At 29.0% G+C, this 18,491-nt stretch carries 14 protein-coding genes; 3 read left to right on the top strand and 11 right to left on the bottom strand.

Translation table 11 applies throughout. The features are described 5' to 3' along the window. Together Q0V67_RS07325 and Q0V67_RS07320 are read left to right on the top strand one after the other, a co-directional pair. Positions 1 to 495: ABC transporter permease subunit (locus Q0V67_RS07325; protein WP_297598297.1), on the top strand; the 495-nt coding region annotated here is incomplete at its 5' end. Then, entirely contained in the window at positions 495 to 1,559 is a 1,065-nt protein-coding gene (locus Q0V67_RS07320; protein ID WP_297598296.1) for an ABC transporter ATP-binding protein, read from the top strand. The genes Q0V67_RS07325 and Q0V67_RS07320, both read left to right, overlap by 1 nt. A gap of 121 nt (positions 1,560 to 1,680) precedes the next feature. On the opposite strand, the gene Q0V67_RS07315 is transcribed toward Q0V67_RS07320, so the two are convergent. The 8 genes from Q0V67_RS07315 to Q0V67_RS07280 form a co-directional block, all read right to left on the bottom strand. After that, entirely contained in the window at positions 1,681 to 2,409 is a 729-nt protein-coding gene (locus tag Q0V67_RS07315; RefSeq protein WP_297598295.1) for a GntR family transcriptional regulator, read from the bottom strand. Positions 2,410 to 2,509: 100 nt separating this feature from the next. Next, complete coding sequence (locus tag Q0V67_RS07310) at positions 2,510 to 4,126, bottom strand: PTS transporter subunit EIIC (protein ID WP_297598293.1); 1,617 nt, start codon at positions 4,124 to 4,126, stop codon at positions 2,510 to 2,512. A 16-nt stretch (positions 4,127 to 4,142) separates the two neighbouring features. Then, complete coding sequence (locus Q0V67_RS07305) at positions 4,143 to 6,707, bottom strand: glycoside hydrolase family 38 C-terminal domain-containing protein (RefSeq protein ID WP_297598291.1); 2,565 nt, start codon at positions 6,705 to 6,707, stop codon at positions 4,143 to 4,145. A gap of 78 nt (positions 6,708 to 6,785) precedes the next feature. Then, positions 6,786 to 7,502 (bottom strand): MurR/RpiR family transcriptional regulator, encoded by a 717-nt coding sequence (locus Q0V67_RS07300; protein WP_297598289.1) that lies wholly within the window; start codon positions 7,500 to 7,502, stop codon positions 6,786 to 6,788. Positions 7,503 to 7,545: 43 nt separating this feature from the next. Then, entirely contained in the window at positions 7,546 to 8,874 is a 1,329-nt protein-coding gene (locus tag Q0V67_RS07295; RefSeq protein ID WP_297598288.1) for a 6-phospho-alpha-glucosidase, read from the bottom strand. A gap of 140 nt (positions 8,875 to 9,014) precedes the next feature. Further along, positions 9,015 to 10,937, bottom strand: a complete 1,923-nt coding sequence (locus tag Q0V67_RS07290) for an ATP-dependent DNA helicase RecQ (protein WP_297598286.1) — start codon at positions 10,935 to 10,937, stop codon at positions 9,015 to 9,017. Positions 10,938 to 10,995: 58 nt separating this feature from the next. Next, positions 10,996 to 11,457 carry a threonine/serine exporter family protein gene (locus Q0V67_RS07285; RefSeq protein WP_297598284.1) on the bottom strand — a complete coding sequence of 154 codons (462 nt, stop codon included), beginning with the start codon at positions 11,455 to 11,457 and terminating at the stop codon, positions 10,996 to 10,998. Next, a complete protein-coding gene (locus tag Q0V67_RS07280) occupies positions 11,454 to 12,242 on the bottom strand; it encodes a threonine/serine exporter ThrE family protein (protein WP_297598282.1) in 789 nt (262 codons plus the stop codon). Before Q0V67_RS07280 ends, Q0V67_RS07285 begins: the two co-directional genes overlap by 4 nt. A gap of 119 nt (positions 12,243 to 12,361) precedes the next feature. Between Q0V67_RS07280 and Q0V67_RS07275 the strand changes: the two genes are divergently transcribed. After that, positions 12,362 to 12,700, top strand: coding sequence for a zinc ribbon domain-containing protein YjdM (locus tag Q0V67_RS07275; protein WP_297598280.1), 339 nt, complete (start codon positions 12,362 to 12,364; stop codon positions 12,698 to 12,700). 25 nt (positions 12,701 to 12,725) lie between these two features. Here the strand turns inward: Q0V67_RS07275 and mgtA are convergent, their stop codons facing one another. The 3 genes from mgtA to Q0V67_RS07260 all read right to left on the bottom strand — a co-directional run bounded on the left by mgtA (position 12,726) and on the right by Q0V67_RS07260 (position 18,485). Beyond that, positions 12,726 to 15,341: a magnesium-translocating P-type ATPase gene (gene mgtA / locus Q0V67_RS07270; protein WP_297598279.1), complete on the bottom strand. Its 2,616-nt coding sequence runs from the start codon at positions 15,339 to 15,341 to the stop codon at positions 12,726 to 12,728. A 133-nt stretch (positions 15,342 to 15,474) separates the two neighbouring features. Beyond that, the gene (locus Q0V67_RS07265) at positions 15,475 to 17,064 is read right to left on the bottom strand and encodes a glycosyltransferase family 39 protein (RefSeq protein WP_297598278.1); all 1,590 of its coding nucleotides are present in this window, start codon (positions 17,062 to 17,064) and stop codon (positions 15,475 to 15,477) included. A gap of 26 nt (positions 17,065 to 17,090) precedes the next feature. Then, on the bottom strand, positions 17,091 to 18,485 hold the full coding sequence (locus Q0V67_RS07260; RefSeq protein WP_297598277.1) for a glycosyltransferase family 39 protein: 1,395 nt from the start codon (positions 18,483 to 18,485) through the stop codon (positions 17,091 to 17,093). Positions 18,486 to 18,491 lie beyond the last annotated feature (6 nt).

Here is an 18,491-nt window from a genome sequence, read left to right as displayed (position 1 = left end):
ACTATAATTGGTTTAGGATATGTTATAAGTTATAATGTTACCTACAATATCCCTTTTACAAATATTGTTGTTATTCCAACTCTTACAGGAACTGCTTTTATTATCATAATGGCATTTATCATTAGAAATCTTCCTGTGGGAATAAGGTCTGGTATCAGTTCATTGCAACAAATAGATCCTTCTATTGAAGAAGCTGCTCATATTTTAGGAGCTTCTAGTAGCACTGTCATCAGAACAGTAACTATTCCTATGATCAAAGATGCTTTTTTCAGTGGTTTAATCTACTCTTTTGCTCGTAGTATGACTTTAGTAAGTACAATTATCTTCTTAATTTCTGCTAAATGGAAACTTTTAACTCCTGCTATCATGAATAATATAGATACTGGTAGAATTGGTGTCGCTTCTGCATATTGTACGATACTTATTGTTATTGTTTCATTTGTTATGTTTGCAATAAAATTAACACTAGATTTTAAAAAGACAGGAGCTGAATAATGAATAATCCAAAGAAAGTAACTATAAAAAATTTAACTAAAGTTTTCACTTCAAATAAAAAAGAAGTGATTGCTGTTGATAATATTGATCTTGAAATTCAGCCTGGAGAATTCGTTTGTCTTTTAGGTCCTTCAGGATGTGGAAAAACTACAACTTTGAGAATGCTTGCAGGTTTTGAAGTTCCTACATCAGGAAATATTTTTATAGGTGATAAAGATATTGCCAATTTAACTCCTGATAAAAGAAATACTGCGATGGTTTTTCAGAACTATGCTCTTTTTCCACATATGAATGTTTATGATAATATTTCATACGGTTTAAAAATTCAAAAAAGATCAAAATCTGAAATTGAAGAGAGGGTTAAAGAAATTCTAAAAATTATGAAAATGGAAGACTTCGCTTATAGAGTTCCCTCTCAAATGTCTGGTGGACAACAGCAAAGAGTCTCTTTAGCCAGAGCTCTTATTATGAACTCAGAAGTTCTACTTTTTGACGAACCTCTATCAAACTTAGATGCCAAATTAAGATTACATATGAGAGATGAAATTAGAAAGTTACAACAAAGAGTTGGTATTACTTCTATCTATGTTACTCATGATCAGGCTGAAGCTATGGCTCTTTCTGATAAAATAGTCATAATGAAAGATGGAAAAATTATGCAGGTTGGAAGTCCTAAAGACATCTATCAAAAACCTAATAGTGAATTTATAGCAAAATTTATTGGAAGAGCTAATATAGTTAAAGGTATTGTTATTAGTCAAGACTCAAATTTCAAAGATATTGATATTCATGGGGTAATTTATAAAATTGAAAGTGATAAAGTTCTAAATGTTGGTGATAGTGTTGAAGTTGTTGTTAGACCTGAATCTATTACTACAAATCAACCTGGTCATTCTGGAAAAGTTGTAAAAAGTATTTTTATGGGAGAGGTTCACGAATATGAAGTTATTTTAAATAATCAATTAATTGAAATTTGTGTTCACAGCCCACTTGGAAAAATTATAAAGAATGTGGATGAGACATTAGATTTTAAATTTGATAATTTAGCAATGCATATAATTTAGATGTAAACTCTAAACGCCCAAATAGATGGCTGAGCTTTGCAGAAAATCTTTTCTACTATTTTTAATTTTGTGATTGTATTTGTTAAAGAGAGGAGTTTATCCTCTCTTTTTTATTTAAAGTTTAATTCCCCTCTGCTATAAACTTAAATCTATATTTTTTTTGATTATAATATATTTTAGAATATTCTAAAATATCACCATTTTTTAAATAAGTGATATTTTCTGCCAAAAGAATAGGTTCATTTCTTTTAAGTTTTAAAGCACTTGCCACATAATCACTGGGAATTTCTGCCGAAATCTCTCTATCACTATTTCCAATCTCCAAACCTAAGCTTTTTATATAATCAAATTTAGATTTTAATAAATTTTTTTCTTTTAAATTTGGAAGTAGTTTTACACTTATATAACTCTCTTCAAATACCGCCGGAACCTTATCTATTTGCCGAACTCTTTCCATTCTCCAAATACTATCTCCCTCTTTAATTCCTAAAATATTACAGATGTTTTTAGGACAAGGAATTTTTTCAAACGTTAAAACTTTATTCTCCGGAGTTAATCCCATTTCACAAACTCTTTGAGTAAAACCACGAAGTCTATTTATTGGTAACTCTATTTTCTTTTCATGACTAGAAACATACGTCCCCTTTCCTTGGGATCTTTCTACCAATCCCCTTACTGTCAATGAATCTATCGCTTTTTTAGCTGTCATTCTACTGATACTATATTTTTTTGAAAGCTCATTTTCTGATGGAACCATATCCCCTGGTTTTAATTCTCCACTTTCTATCATCTCTAATAGAATACTTTCGAGTTGATAATATATTGGAATGTGTGAATTTTTATCAATCATTATAAAAGCCTCCTAATCTATATTTTTATAATATCTTAACATATTTTCAAAAAAAGAAGCTAGCATTTTATACTAGCTTCCCAAATTTTAATATTCTGTATTAAGCTTTTGCTGAAAATATATAGTCATCAACAAGATTTCTCATTTTAGTAACTCTTCCACCATAAACTATATGAACGTTGTTGTTGTCAGGAATAATAATTCCGTTTGGCTTAGATTTTTTTATAAGTTCTTCATTAACTAAAGATTTATCTTGTATCTCTATTCTAAGTCTAGAGATACAGTTATCTACATCAACAATATTTTTAATTCCTCCAAGACCAGTTATTAAGTTTTCAGCAACTTTACTGTCCTCTGTACCCAAAACTTTATCATCGTTTGAAATCTCTTCAACTTCTTCAAAATCACTATAACTTCTTCCCATTGTCATAACATTAAATTTTTTAATTACAAAGCTGTATGCAAAGTAGTAAAGTCCAAAGAAGATTGGGCCTAAGAACAAGTATAAATACCATTTTGTCTGCATTCCTTGCAAAGTTCCAAATACAAACCAGTCAATTATTCCACCTTGAATATTTCCTATTGTAACATTAAACATAGCTGGTATCATAAATGATAGTCCTGCAAGAATTGAGTTAACAAACCAAAGCATCGGTGATATAAATATAAAAGTAAACTCTATAGGCTCAGTTATTCCTGTTAAAATAACTGCTGTTAATCCTGGAATAAAATATTTAACTAGCTGTTGTCTTTTTTCAGGTAAAGCACACTTATACATTGCAAATATAACTGCAGGCATTCCAAAGACCATATGTAAAATTTTTCCTTGAGCTAAATATTGAGTGGCTCTTGGAGAGAAAACTACATGATTTTCTAATTCAGCAAAATAAATATTTAAAGCACCAACTTGAGTATGTCCTGCCACATTTTCAATTCCACCAAGAGCTGTAAATCTAAAAGCTTGGTTTAAAATATGATGAAGTCCAGTTGGATTTATTGCTTTTTCTAAAAATCCATATAGAAAAACTCCAAAAATTTGAAATTTTGATATTACTGTTCCCAAACTCATGATAGCATCATTTATAAGTGGCCATATATGAACTAAAGCCATTCCCACTAAAGGCATAAAAAGTGCTGCAGCTATAGGAACAAATCTTTTTCCACTATAGAATGTAAGTGATGGATGTAGTTCTATTTGTCTAAACTTATTATGAATAACAACACCCAAAATTCCGGCAATCATACCACCAATAACATTCATATTATATACAAAGATTCCTAGAACATTTGTAAATTGTGAGTTATGAAGAGTTGCATCAACTGCTGACATGCCTACTGTATCCATCAAATATTTTACGCTAGTTGTAGATGAATTATATCCTTGTACCCCTAAAAGATAGTTCATACCAACTAACATGGCTATATAACCAACAACTGATGAATAAACCGCAACTTCTTTATCTCTTTTAACAACTCCAAGTGGAATAGCCATAGCAAATAATAGTGGAAGTTGTCCAAATGGGATTCCAGCTAATTTTCTGATAAACCCTAAAAACGTTTGTGCTCCACTTCCCTGAAGGAAAGGTAGGAACTGAACTATATTTGGATTTTGTAAAGCTGCTGATAATCCCAAAAATATTGCCATAAATGATAATATTGATATTGGAAATAATAATGTTTTTCCAAAACTTTGAAGACCTTTTTTTAAATTTTGCATATTAATACCCCTTTTGCTATTTTCTCTCAATTAATATATTTAAAATCTCCTGACTTTTTATTTTATATTTTTTTAATGTTTCTAACTTTTCCTCAAACATATTGCTTAAGAAAACTCCCTCGTTAAATAATAATTCTACTTTTTCTTTTGTTGGATTGAACACTCTTATAAATGTTTCACCAGTTTTTTCACTCTCTTTTATTGTACTTAATACACACCCGTTTAGTTTTAACTCTAAATTAGTAGTTATATTTTTTCTAACGTTTGGAATATTGATATTGAATCTATTAAATTCTTTTAATTGATATCCCATTACTGGAGTTAAAAACTCTTTTGCTTTCTCACTATTATTTTTATCAGTCTTTATAAAAGTAAATCCTAATTTAAAATTAAACTTTTCTTTAAATAACTGATTATCTGGAGTTTCAATTTCTATTCCAGAAGGTCTTCCAGGTCTATTTATAAGTTCTCTCTTCCCTAGATGTGAGAAAGTTCTGAATAGAGTTATAAATATTTTTTTATCTACAACCTCATACTCTTTTAATCCATATGAGAACATTGTCGCTTCTTTTTCTTCATTTTTAAGTGATACGTATGAGTTGAAAGTTTCAATGGATACTGGTTTCTCCGCCCATTTATCATCTTCCCAAATATTTAATTCTTTTTTTAAATATACTGGTTTTTCAACTACGCAAAGATGTGAATCAGATTCCACTGTTTCTGTTAAAATCTCTGTATTTAAAACAGCTCTAAACCTTGTATCTTCTAGGTAGTTTGTACAATCTATATCTAATTTTGCTACATCTTCTTTCTCTAAAGAGATGCTTACATTAAATCTAACCTCGCCATCTAAAACTTTTAAATCTCTTGAATCTTGATTTTTAGGAAGATTGTATACTAAATCATAGTTTAAAATAGATTGAATATTTGATTTTAAAACTTCACAATTTTCTATTTTTACATCCTTAGAATCTAAAACTAAATCTTTATGAGGAGGTGAATAATCGTAACTATCCCCTGCATCTCCACTAGTTTCAATATAGAATACATTTTCGACAACCCTTTTTTCATCTTTTATCAAAAGATTAAGTTTGTTATTTTCTACAGATATTTTATAGAAAGAATTTTCTATATATGTATCAGATTTTTTCTCAAACTTCAATGAGTGGTCGTCGCCATCTTTATAGTTTAAATATTTAACTGCTAACCCATCAATTTCATCTATTATAAAGGTAATCTTACTTTTGAAAACTTTAATGTCTAAAAGTCTTGCAGCCACTTGTCTATCTATAAGACCTGCATCGACAATCTCTTGATTTAATAGCAAATATTTTATTTCTTTATCTCCATTAAAAATCTTAAAATCACTAGTCCTTGTAATAAATTCAATTTCAACTTTTTCATTGTATCTTTTGTATGGCAAATAGTTATAAAGAGTTATTATATCTCTGTCTTCATTAGTAGAAGCTAAAGATATAAGTCTCATATAAAGTTCAATTTGAGTATCTAATATCTCTTTTATCTGAGTCAATCTTTGTTTTATATCTCTATTTACTAGATCAGAATTACATCCTCCGATACTATCATGAGCATGGGCTCCAAAAAGTTCTTTTAAACACTTTTCAAATATCTCATGTGGATAGTCTATATTTAATTCTTTTCCGAGTAAAGCTAGTGGCTCTAAAATATTATAAATTTTATATTCCAACTCAGTATTTAGTAGTTTTATATCCATTCTAGTCGATGTTATAGTCTTATGAATTCTTGCGTGTTTACTATGATTTAATTCACCCTCTACACTTTCTAAAACTAACCCTTTTAAACTTTCTATATAACTTTCAAAGTCCGAGATAGAAACATTATCTTCACTATAAAAATCTTTTATATTTTCCATGATTGAATGGATATTTTTTTGAATTGGCATTTGGTCATGACCATTCATTATAAGTCTAGCATCTCCGGCTGAATACTTATCCAGAACTTTCATTATCTTATCCATTCTAACTTTTAACTCATCTTTATCACTTTCTAAATATTTAGCTCCTTGATAACCAGTAGCTAAATTAACTCCAAATATGACACTTCCATCGATACCTTTCCAAAGAAAATCTGATTTTTCAGCTTTCAGTTCACTATAACCTCTCCAGAAAAAAGTACTATCTATTCCGAATTGAGAATATATCTGTGGCATTTGAGCTGAATGACCAAAAGTATCTGGTGCATATCCTACGTTCATCACATCTCCATACTCACTAGCTTTTTTTATACCATAGTATAGATTTCTAATAATAGATTCTCCATGTACTAGCAGTAGGTCTGTTTGAGTGTACCAAGGGCCCACTCTAAGTGCCCCTTTTTTCACTAAATCTTCTGTTCTCTCTCTCCATTTTGGAGCGAATTCTATAAAATCATCAAGCATTATGCTTTGACCATCTAAAATATAGATTATATCCTCATTTTTTTCTAAAAATTCAATAACTTCAAACATGTGATTTCTCAGAAGTACCTGTGTTTCAGCTTTTGTAAAATACCATTCTCTATCCCAATGCGTATGCATCAATAACTTTATATCTCTACTCATTTAATTACCTCTTTGTTCTTTTTTTAAAACTATTATAATCTAATAGAACAAAATATTGTAATCCTATTTTATGGATAATTATCCGTTTTGAATTCTATTTATTAACTCATTAACCATAATTATCATATGTAGCTGTTGTTCCCGAGATATAGCGTCTAATTTATCTATTGAAATATTATGGGTAAAGGTAAAATCACACAGTTCATCGAGTGAACTTTCAGCTTTTGTTATAGCTATGACAGTTTTTCCACTTTCTTTAAATTTTTTAGCTACATGTTTAACTCTTAAAGTTTCTCCTGAGCTCGATAAAATAAAAAGTATAAAATCATCAAACTGTTCTATCATTCTTTCCTCACTCACCACAATAGTTTGAAATCCTAGATATAGTAACTGTCTTTGAAAATATGAAGCTGTTATCTGAGAAGCTCCTAGTCCATATATCAATATTTTCCGATTTTCTTTTATTATTTCTGCTATTCCCTGAACATCTTGAAAATTTATATTTTTTATATAAAAAAATGTATTGTTCATACTTAGACTTTTTGAACTTTCCATCTTTTCTAAATCCTGCTCAATGGAGTATTTCAATTCACTAAACCCCTTAAATCCAAGTTTTTTACAAACTCTATTTACACTTGCTTGAGAGGCATAAGCTTCTGTACATAGTTTAATTACAGAGTATTTAGGAATCTTATTGAAGTTTTTTTCGATAAAATCTAAAATGCTCTCCTCACTTTTAGTAAATTTTGCTTTTAATTCTCTTGTTTGTAATAGATTTATAACTTTATACTCCATTGAAACCACCCTTTTACTTTTATGTTAATTAAATATTAACATATTATTTTAATGTTGGCCAATAATCCTTATTTGCTTTAATTAATTCGTCTAAAATCCTTCTAGCTTTTTTAGCATCAACTATTGTTCTATTCAATGTTAGTGCTTGAAGTGCTTTAGAATACGATCCTTCAAACCATGCTTCAACTGTTAATCTTTCATAAGCAAATTGTTGTTCTATAAGTCCTTTGTAGAATGTTCCAATCTTTCCTACTCCAAATGCTCTAGGGCCATTAATACCTAAATTAGCTGCTACTTCAACCATTACATCATCATCTAAGTTAGAGATTAATCCATTATTTTGAACTATTACTATATAGACTTTATTTTCATTGAAGGCGATAGATTCAGCAACTTCAACAATCATCTCTCCGTGAGCATCGTTATGAACTACATTGGATTCTCCCATACTTCCTCTTGTAGCAATCTCTTTACACTCTTCAAATACCCTTTTTTCTCTTCCATTCATAACTTCGTTAGCTCTAGTGTACTCTGGATTAAGCTTTGACTTTTTATACTCTGGATAGTAGTAATATTGTAAATATGTATTTGGCATATAGTCAGGAAAATCAACCAGCATATCTCTTACCATTGCATATGTGTCAAGCCAAGACTGATCTCTTTGCTCGGCATCAGCTGGTTTAAATCCAGAATTTAAAGTTATATCCTTTAATTTAGGAACTAAATCCACTCCATTTTTATCATATATATTTGTGAACCATCCAAAGTGATTTAAGCCAAAATAAACAGGTTCAAACTCAGTTGAATCCATTCCTAAAAGTCTACCGTATGATCTAAGAAGGTTTATTGGTTGATCACAGATATTTAAAATTTTATTATCATTTGGAAAAGCTTTTTTAAGTGCATCTGCCACGATAGCAGCTGGGTTTGTATAATTTAAAAACCAAGCATCTGGAGCATACTTTCTTACCTCTTCTATAAGTTTTATCATATCTCCAATAGATCTCATACCATAGGCAAAACCACCTGGACCACAAGTTTCCTGTCCAATAGCTCCAAGACTTAAAGGAATTTTTTCATCTAGCTCTCTCATTTTATATCCACCAGTTCTGATTTGACAAAATATAAAATCTGTTCCTGTAAAGGCTACCTCTGGAGATGTTGTATATTCGAAATCCACTGTTGGATATTCCTCTTTAAAAAGAACTTTTGCAAATTCTCCGATAACCGCTTGTCTTTCTGTATTGTTATCAAAAAGCACAACTCTCTTTAGTGGAAAAGTCCCTTTTCTTTTACAAAGAGCCTTTAAAAGACCTGGTGTCCAAGTACTTCCACCACCTGCAATCGTTATAGTAAACTCCTTTTTATTCATAAAACTCACCCCTCAAAATTTGTATAGTTGTATATACAACAAATATACATCAAAAAAAATATCTTGTCAAATTTTTTATAAAAAAATATCTAGATAAAATATATTAATATTCTATCTAGATACTTTTGATATAATCAATTTTATTTTTTTATTTTTGATTTTAAAACTTTATATATTGTATTGAATTCTATATTTTCAAATTTTCCAAAATATGGATCATTCCCTTTATTTCCAAATTTTGGAGTATTTATCCCACTCAAATATTTAATAACTCCTATTAAACTCCAAAACTCTCCCATCAAGTCTTTTAGATATGACAACTCTTCAAAGTCCAGTTTTTCTAATTCTAAAAGTTCTTTAGAATCAATCTCTGGTATTTTTATAGGTTCTCCTTTACAAACTGAACAATGCCCACACTTTTGAATTTTGTTTGTCTCTCCAAAATGAGATGATAGTTTCATGCTCAAACAATCTGTACTCTCAAAAAAATCAATCATTTTATCAAATCTTTCAATCTCTTTTTTCACATTGTTTATAAATAGGTCATAAATTGTTTCAAGTATCAACTCCACCTCTGACGGTCTATTTATTATCCTAAATAATTGATATGTTTCTTTTACCCTATATTCTATTATTTCAGTTTTCTCTAAAATTTTTATAATCTCAGTCAAATCGCTTTTTCTTATTCTTAAATCCTTATTCTCAAAGCCATCAACTTCTAAATAACTCCAAACTTTTTTTCTATCTAAAGATTTAAAAAAATGTTCAACTATCTCTTTAGATATTTTACTTTCAAGGACATTTTTTATAATTTCATCCTGCTCTAAAAACTTTATCTGTAATTTTTTAAATGAATATGACACCGGCATTAAAATATTATTCATCTCTAAATATACCATGAGCGTTTTTAATGGCAACACCTTTATATTATAATCCCGACTTGCATGATATTCACTCAGTTCAAATAGATCTCCCTCAGTTTTTTCTAAATCTATCAAAAACTTTTTCAAAGTATTTTTTTCAATAAAATCTCCATATATAAAGTTTTTAAGTATTGCTAAATCCTCTTTGGTAGCAAGTACTTTACAGAAAGATTTTTCCCCATCTCTTCCTGCCCTCCCAATCTCTTGAGCATAATTCTCTAAAGATTTCGGAAGGTTATAATGTATTACATTTCTTATATCACTCTTATCAATTCCCATTCCAAAAGCTATTGTAGCAACAATAATCTTTGTCTCTCCACACATAAATTTATTTTGAATATTCTCTCTTTGACCACTATTTTTACCAGCATGATAAGACTCTGAAATAAAACCATTACTGCTTAGAAAATTAGATAATCTATCCGCTGTTTTTTGTTGTGTCACATATACAATTGTAGACTCGTGCTTTTTTAACTCCAACTCTTTCAATAGTTTTTTATCCTTTAAATAGTTCTCTACTCCTTCTACATTAAGTTCCAAATTGCTTCTATAAAATCCTGTTATGATAACATCTTCTTCTAAAATATCAAACTCTTTTTTCATATCTTCAATAACTTTTGGAGTAGCTGTCGCAGTAAGTAGCAATACGTTTTTTATATTAAACTCTTTTTTATAGATAGGTAGCTTCAAATAATCTGGTCGGAAATTATGTCCCCACTCAGATATCGAATGTGCTTCATCAATAACCATCAAATCAACTTTTATCTCCTTCAAATGAGATCTAAAAATCTCATTTTTAAATCTTTCTGGACTGATCATCAGAATTTTAATCTGATTTTTTTTAGCTAACTCAATAGCTTTTATAAACTCATCTCTCGTTTGAGATGAATCTATTCTTACGGCTGGAATATTTTTTCTATTTAAAAAATCTAATTGATCTTGCATTAAACTTACTAGCGGAGATACTACTAAGGTTATATTTTTCAATTTCAATGCCGGAAGTTGGTAGCATAAAGATTTTCCACTTCCAGTTGCAAATATAGCAATAGCTGATTTATCATTTAAAATTTTACCTATTACCTCTTTTTGCCCTTCTCTAAAATGGGTAAAGCCAAAATATTTTTGTAGCGTATCTTCCATAATATCTCCCTTTTATTCTTAATTGGTCCTTATATTATAACATAAAAAACAATAAAGACTAATATTTCTTGTCATCATACTCTTTTTTCTTAACTATTCGATAAAAAAGTTGAGAAAAAGTTGAAACACTAAGAATACCAATTGCAATAGAACCAGATATTATAAATGTTTCGATTCCCTTCCCTACAGCTTGGGAAATATTATCTTGAACTATGTAATACATTGTATAATATATCCCCCCGCCAGGAACAAGTGGAATCATTCCAGGATATAAAAATGCTACTGTTGGAACTTTCATTTTTCTTGATAAAAGTTCTGAATATATTGTTATTGACGCGGCTGCGGCTGTATATGATATAAAATAAGTAAAACCTTTTTGATTTAGTAAACTATATACCAACCAACCTATTCCTGCTCCAAAGCTTCCAAATATATTTTTTTTGCCTCTAACATTAAAGATTATCCCAAATCCATATGTTGCAAATATTGCTGCAATGACTTGAATTATTATATAGTTCATAGGAATCCTCCTAATGTTTTTATGATAGATAATGTAATTCCAGAACCAATGGCAAGCGCAGTTCCAATCATAAACGCCTCTACCCCTCTCGCTATACCAGAAACTAAATCTCCGGCTATCAAATCTCTTATTGAATTAGTAAATGCTATTCCTGGAACTAAAAGCATAAGCGTTGAAATAACTGAAATTGAAATATTAAATATAATTCCCCATTTAAAACAAATGTATGCTGACAATGAGCAAACTATACCTCCAACTAAGTTCAAAAAGAAATTGTTTATCTGTAATTTTGCTGAATAATATCCCAACATTGAAATAGACAGCGCTCCTATTATAGAAGCTATACAGTCCCTATAATTTCCATTAAAATAAAATGCAAATGCTCCTGCAGCTAAACAGTTCCCTATCAAAGTATATACAAATCTATTTGCTTTTTGTTCATCTATCTCTTGTATTTGAGTTAAAAACTCTTTAAATGTATATTTATCTATATCTCTAACCAAATTACTTAATTGTGTTATTTTATCCACATTGATTGTCCTGATTCTAATTTTTTCTATATTTGTAAAAAATCGCCTCTCTTTGCCTCTTATTGTTGTTAAAATACTTGACAACACTGCGAAGGAGTTTGATTGGAGACCGTAATAACTACATATTTTATCCACCATATCCTCTGCTCTATAAGTTTCTCCACCAGATTCCAATATTAGCTTTCCAACATAACTAGCTAAATAAAGAATATCATTTTCATTGATCGCCGTTAAATTGTCATTAAGTTTATCCATGAATCTTCCCCTTAAAATAAGTTATAAACAAATATTCAGAAGTTTAACTTTGTTTCCTTGAAAAATTTTAAAATATGTTCTATAATATAAGTAATTTTTATATAGAATGGAGAAATAATATGACAAATTTACCAAATTGCCCAAAATGTAATTCAGAATACACTTATGAGGATGGAAATCTTCTTGTTTGTCCTGAATGTAGTTATGAGTGGTCTATGGAATCGAATGATGACTCTGAGGATACACTTACTGTTAAAGATGCAAATGGAACTCTTTTAGTTGATGGAGATACTGTTTCAGTTATTAAAGACTTAAAAATAAAAGGTAGTTCATCTGTTGTTAAAATTGGTACAAAAGTAAAAAATATCAGATTAGTTGATGGAGATCACAATATCGATTGTAAAATTGATGGTATTGGTGCTATGAAACTAAAATCTGAATTTGTAAAAAAAATCTAAGAGAGCTTATCGCTCTCTTATTTTTTTACAACCAATTTTTAAATTTTTTAATATAATATTTTTTCATAGCTAAAATAAGAAGAAAATATCCAAACAACATTAAAGCAACCCACATAAAATAAGATGGTGTAATTGGAACAAATCCTAGACTTATATTTAATCTTGTATAGGGTACAATTATTGCAAATATCATCACTATAGAGGTCAATAATATCACTTTTATATTGGCATTAGATTCTATAAATGGTATTTTTCTTGTTCTTATCAAATGAATTATCAGTGTTTGCGAAAGAATACTCTCTATAAACCAGCCCGTATGAAATAGTGCCTGTGTCTCTATCGTATTTGCCTTAAATACATAAAACATCAATAAAAATGTTAATACATCAAAAATAGAACTAATAGGACCTATATATATCATGAATGTCCCTATGCTTTCTGCACTCCAATTTTTAGGTTTTAAAATCTCATCTTCATCTACATTATCCCATGGAATTGAGATTTGTGAGATATCATACAAAAGATTTTGAAACAATATCTGGATTGGTAACATTGGTAAAAATGGTAAGAATGCACTCGCTATAACTACACTAAAGACATTTCCAAAATTTGATGAAGCTGTCATTTTCAAATATTTTGTCATATTTGTAAATACCTTCCTTCCACCAATAACCCCTTCTAATAAAACAGTTAGATCCTTTTCCAAAAGAATTATTTCAGCTGATTCTTTAGCTATATCTACCCCTGTATCTACGGATATTCCAACATCCGCCCGTCTTAAAGCAGGGGAATCATTTATTCCATCCCCCATAAATCCAACTGTATTTCCCATCTCTTGGAGTAGCTTTATAATCCTAGACTTATTTGTCGGTGATAATTTACAAAATATTGTAGTGTTGTTCAAAAGTTTTTTCAATTCGATATCTTTTAAACTGTCTATTAGCTCGCCATCTATTGTATTACTTGTATCAATTCCTATATCTCTACAAACCTTTCTAGTAACTAATTCATTATCTCCTGTAAGAATTTTAACACTCACACCATACTCGCTTAGTGATTTCAAAACATCTCCAACGCCGTCCTTAGCTGGGTCTAAAAATCCTAAAACTCCTATAAAAATTACATCTGCTTCATCTTTAACTGTAAAATTCAACTCTCTTTCCATCGATAGTATTTTTTTACTGATTCCTATAACTCTCATTCCGTCATTATTCAAATCATTAACTAAACTCTTTATTCTATTACCTACCTCATCTTCCAAAGGCATTATTACTCCATCAATCTCTGCAAATTTAGATATTGCCAACATCTCTTCAATAGCTCCCTTAGTTATCATAACTCTTTGTTTTGAGTTATTTTCTAAAATAACTGACATTCTTCGTCTATCAAAATCAAAAGGAAGTTCATCTATTTTTTTATATTCATTTTTTATATGCGAATGCTGATCTTCAAAATCAAGAATTGCTCTATCCATAAGATTTTTTAATCCTGTTTGAAAAAAACTATTTAAATATCCAAAATATAACACGTTTTCATCTTGTTCTCCATGTAAATTTAAATATTTTACAACAGATACTTTATCCAGTGTTAAAGTCCCTGTCTTATCAGTACAAAGGATATTCATTGCTCCAAAATTGTGTATTGAATCAAGTTTTTTTACTATTGTTTTCTTCTTAGATAGCTCAATAGCTCCTTTAGTCAAATTTCCAGTCACTATCATAGGTAACATCTCTGGTGTTAATCCAATTGCAACAGATAAACTAAAAAGAAGAGATTCAAACCACTCATTTTTTAAATATCCATTTATAAAAAATACAATTGGAACCATTAAAAACATAAACTTAATTAAAAGTTTTGAGATATCATCAATCCCTTTTTCAAAACTAGTTTCAATCTTCACTCCGCTTAAGCTTTCACTTATTGTGCTTAAAAACGTCATCCCACCTGTATGTAAAACTATCCCCACAGCAGACCCACTGAGTACATTTGTTCCCATCAATGCCAAATTGGATATTTCAGATATTATAATACTTTCTTTTGCTAAATTTACAGACTTCTCTACAGGATCTGATTCCCCTGTTAAAACCGATTGGCTTATAAATAAATCTTTACTTTTAATAACTCTTAAATCTCCAGGTACAATATCTCCTGCTGCTAATTTTATCAAATCTCCAGGTACAATTTTTTTTAAGTCTATATCTTTCCAAACACTATCTCTTAAAACTGAAACCTTAGTCACTATCAATGCTTTTAAATGTTCCGCTGTTTTATTGGATTTATACTCCTGTATAAATTTTATTAAACTGCTGACAAGAATCATAGATAGTATTAAAAATATAGAAACCCAACTCCTATTTTCTTTACTGACAAAAATTACATCCGTAAAAATTGAAACTATAGCTAAGGTCCCCAGTATAAAATTAAATGGATTTATAAATGCTAAAAACAATTGAATATACCACACTTTAGATTTTTGACTAGATATTTCATTTAGTCCATATATCTTTAATTTTTCCTCTGCGATATTTGAATTCAATCCCTCTTCTCCACTTTTAAACTCTTGATATAAAGCTTCTATATTAGATTTTGAATAGAATATCAATGATTGTTTTATCTGCTTTTCCATTTCATATTTTTCCATATGCACCGCCTTTAAAATTAGACTACTTATTTTTATAGTACTCCTCAAATATATTTTATCCTTTAAAAGTGGTCTTAACAAAATACGCTCTTAAGTCGTGAAATTTACAACTTAAGAGCGTATTAGAATATTTTTATTTAATTTTTTCTAAAAAATATAGATATATAATTTTATTATTATTCTTAAATCTATAAAAATCATCTTTTAACTCTATTTTATATTCTTTAAATTTTTTTTCATCTATTTTTCTTCCACTTAAATAATAAAATTTATTTGGTAATTTTTTTTCAGGTGTTAACTTAATCACTTCTTTTCCAACATTCCAAACATCTTCAATTGAAAAATCTTCAGAATATATGGGGTATTCTAATTTAGATTTTTGTAATGTTTCTAACAATAAATGTTCATTCTTATTTTTTCCTCTTATATCCTTCTCAATTATCCAAGTTAAACTCACGTTCACTAATACCAATATTAACCCACTGTATAAAACTATTTTTTTCTTAAATTTATCTTTTTCTCTGAGATAACTTTTAAATAAATCAACTACTATATATATAAATAACCCTATAAATATTAAAAATAACCAATAATTTTTAAAATTAAGCGAATATGATTTCCATTTTAATATAAATACTCCCGCTAAACTCACAATCACTATCAAAATAAATTGAATATAGAAGATAATTCGATCAAATTTTTTAAAAAGCTCCCATTTTTTATTTAGATAATAATCTAAAATTATTCCGACAGGAATGGTTGAGACTATATAAATTGGCAATCCATATCTTTCTTTCTTCATTTTTATAAGCGATAAAAAGAGCAATGTCAAAAGATTCCAAATTATTCCAAATCTAAAAAATTTATTTCTTTTTTCATCCCTAAAATTCCATTTTTTTAAAAATGGAACTATTGAGAAGATTGCCCAAGAACCCATGTATGCAAAATAATTAAAATAATAAAAAAATCCTCTGACATGTTTACTTGTCCAAGTATCTTTCTCTTTATTTAAAACCGAGAAAAAAAGGTCTTTATTCTCAATTATCATTCCAACAGGCCAAATTATTGCTAATAAAATACCTATTACAAAAGATAATAATATTCCAGTTTTGTTCTTTCGTATCTCCTCAAATTTATATATATAGATATATGACAGTACAAACGGAAGAAGCATCCCATAAATAGCTACAGGTCCTTTGCTTAAAAGTGAACAGGCAAATAAAACTCCACTCAATAAAAAATCTGATAATTTTTGAGTTTTAACTCCTGTAACCAAATAAGTTATTACTCCAAACATAAATACATACGGATATGCATCCCACGCATTTTCAGCACCTATTTTTGTTAACATAAACGTTGTTGCCGCAACAAAAGATGTTATAAAAGCTAGATTTTCAGAGTTTGAAAATATCTTTACCAGCTTATATATATAATAGATTAACAGTAAGCAAATTAATGCGACTGGTAGTCGTAGTAACCATTCATCAGAAAAATTATTAGAAATTTTCATAACTGCTGCTGTTAGCCATGTGGGTAGTGGGGGCTTTTCAAATCTATACTCTCCATTAAGTGTTGTCACAAACCACTCATTATTTATAACAATCTCTCTGGCTGAAATAAAATTTCTAGACTCCATTAAGTCCGCTCCTCTTATCCAGAGTGTACTAAAAAATGATATGACACTCAACAACGATATTAACAATATTTTTTTATTTTTTGACACAACTCCTCCAGATGTTAAATTAAATTTTAATTTATTTTTATTAAAATACTGTACTCTTTATTTGTATAAACCTCTTCTACCTTTAATCTCTCCAATTCAGCTCTATATTTGTTTTTAACTACAATCAAATCTCCTTCAGAAAGTTTTTCTACCCTATCCAAAGGTATTTCCTCTATAAAATCTCTTTTAATTTCGTAAGTTATATTTTTAGCATCTACAAACCTATAGCTAAAAACTCTATCGTTTGATTCTACTAAAAAATCCACCACAGGTTTTAATGTATAATTTTTATTATAATATGGCAGTGCTAGTAACAAAATAAATATAACCGATAAATTTATATACAATATTTTTTTTAGTATTTTTTCCTTTGTTCCACTCCAAGTTTTCTCTACAAATCTTAATGATATTATAACTATTGCTGGGTATAGAGGTAACATATAGATCTCTAATTTTCCACTTAAAAAACTAAAAAATACAAGATTTGGAACAAACCAACAAAAACTTATTTTATCGATGCTCTTCCAAGTTTTAAAACTCTTTATTTTTTTCAAAAGAGAATAAATCCCCATTATAAAAAATGGTGCTAATGGTAGAGTTGTTAATGGAAGCTGACGAATATAATAATAGATTGGTTTTGTGTGTGCTTTAGCCTTGACCATTCTTCCCAATGTTTCCTGTCCTAATAATAACTTCACATACTCTTTCCCATCTTCATTTAGTGATAATGCAAAAAACCATCCGCCTAAAATAGCCATTAAAATTATTAAACCCAGAAATGGTCTTAATTTTTTTAAAAACTTCAAATTCTTATCTAAAAATAAAAAGGTGAGTATGGTTATCATTGGGATTGCAAATGCGCCACCACCTTTTACTAAAATCCCTGAGCCAATTGAAAAGTAAAAAATTATTATTTGCTTATCACTTATGACTTCTTTATTATAATATGAATCAAAAAATATATATAAAGTTATAACTATAAACATCATCATCAAGTAATCCATTCTTAAAACTAAAGAAACTCCAAATAGGTAGGGAAGGGTTATCAAAACTGAAGTCGATAAATATGCCATCTCTTCTCCCCAAAGTTTTTTTAAAATTTTAAAACTAAAAAAAGCTGATATCCCCGCTGGTATTACTCCTCCACATATCAAAGCTAAAGGATAAAAATTTTCTTTAGATATTGATCTCAAAAAAGATAATAACCAAAAATATACAGGTGGCTTATCTGGATATAACTCATTGAAATATTTCAATACTAAAAACCTGTTATTTTCTAACATTTGGTCAGTTATTACAAAATATTTCAATTCATTTCTTATATCAGGAAATCTTAAAAATGCTATACCAATAATCAATGCAAAATAACCAATAAAAAATATTTTATATTTTTCCTTAAAAACACTCTCTAATTTTTTCATTTTATC

Source organism: uncultured Cetobacterium sp. (assembly GCF_947072685.1).
GTDB lineage: Bacteria > Fusobacteriota > Fusobacteriia > Fusobacteriales > Fusobacteriaceae > Cetobacterium_A.
Note: the sequence above shows the minus strand (reverse complement) of the source record. Positions and strands in the feature narration are given on the sequence as shown.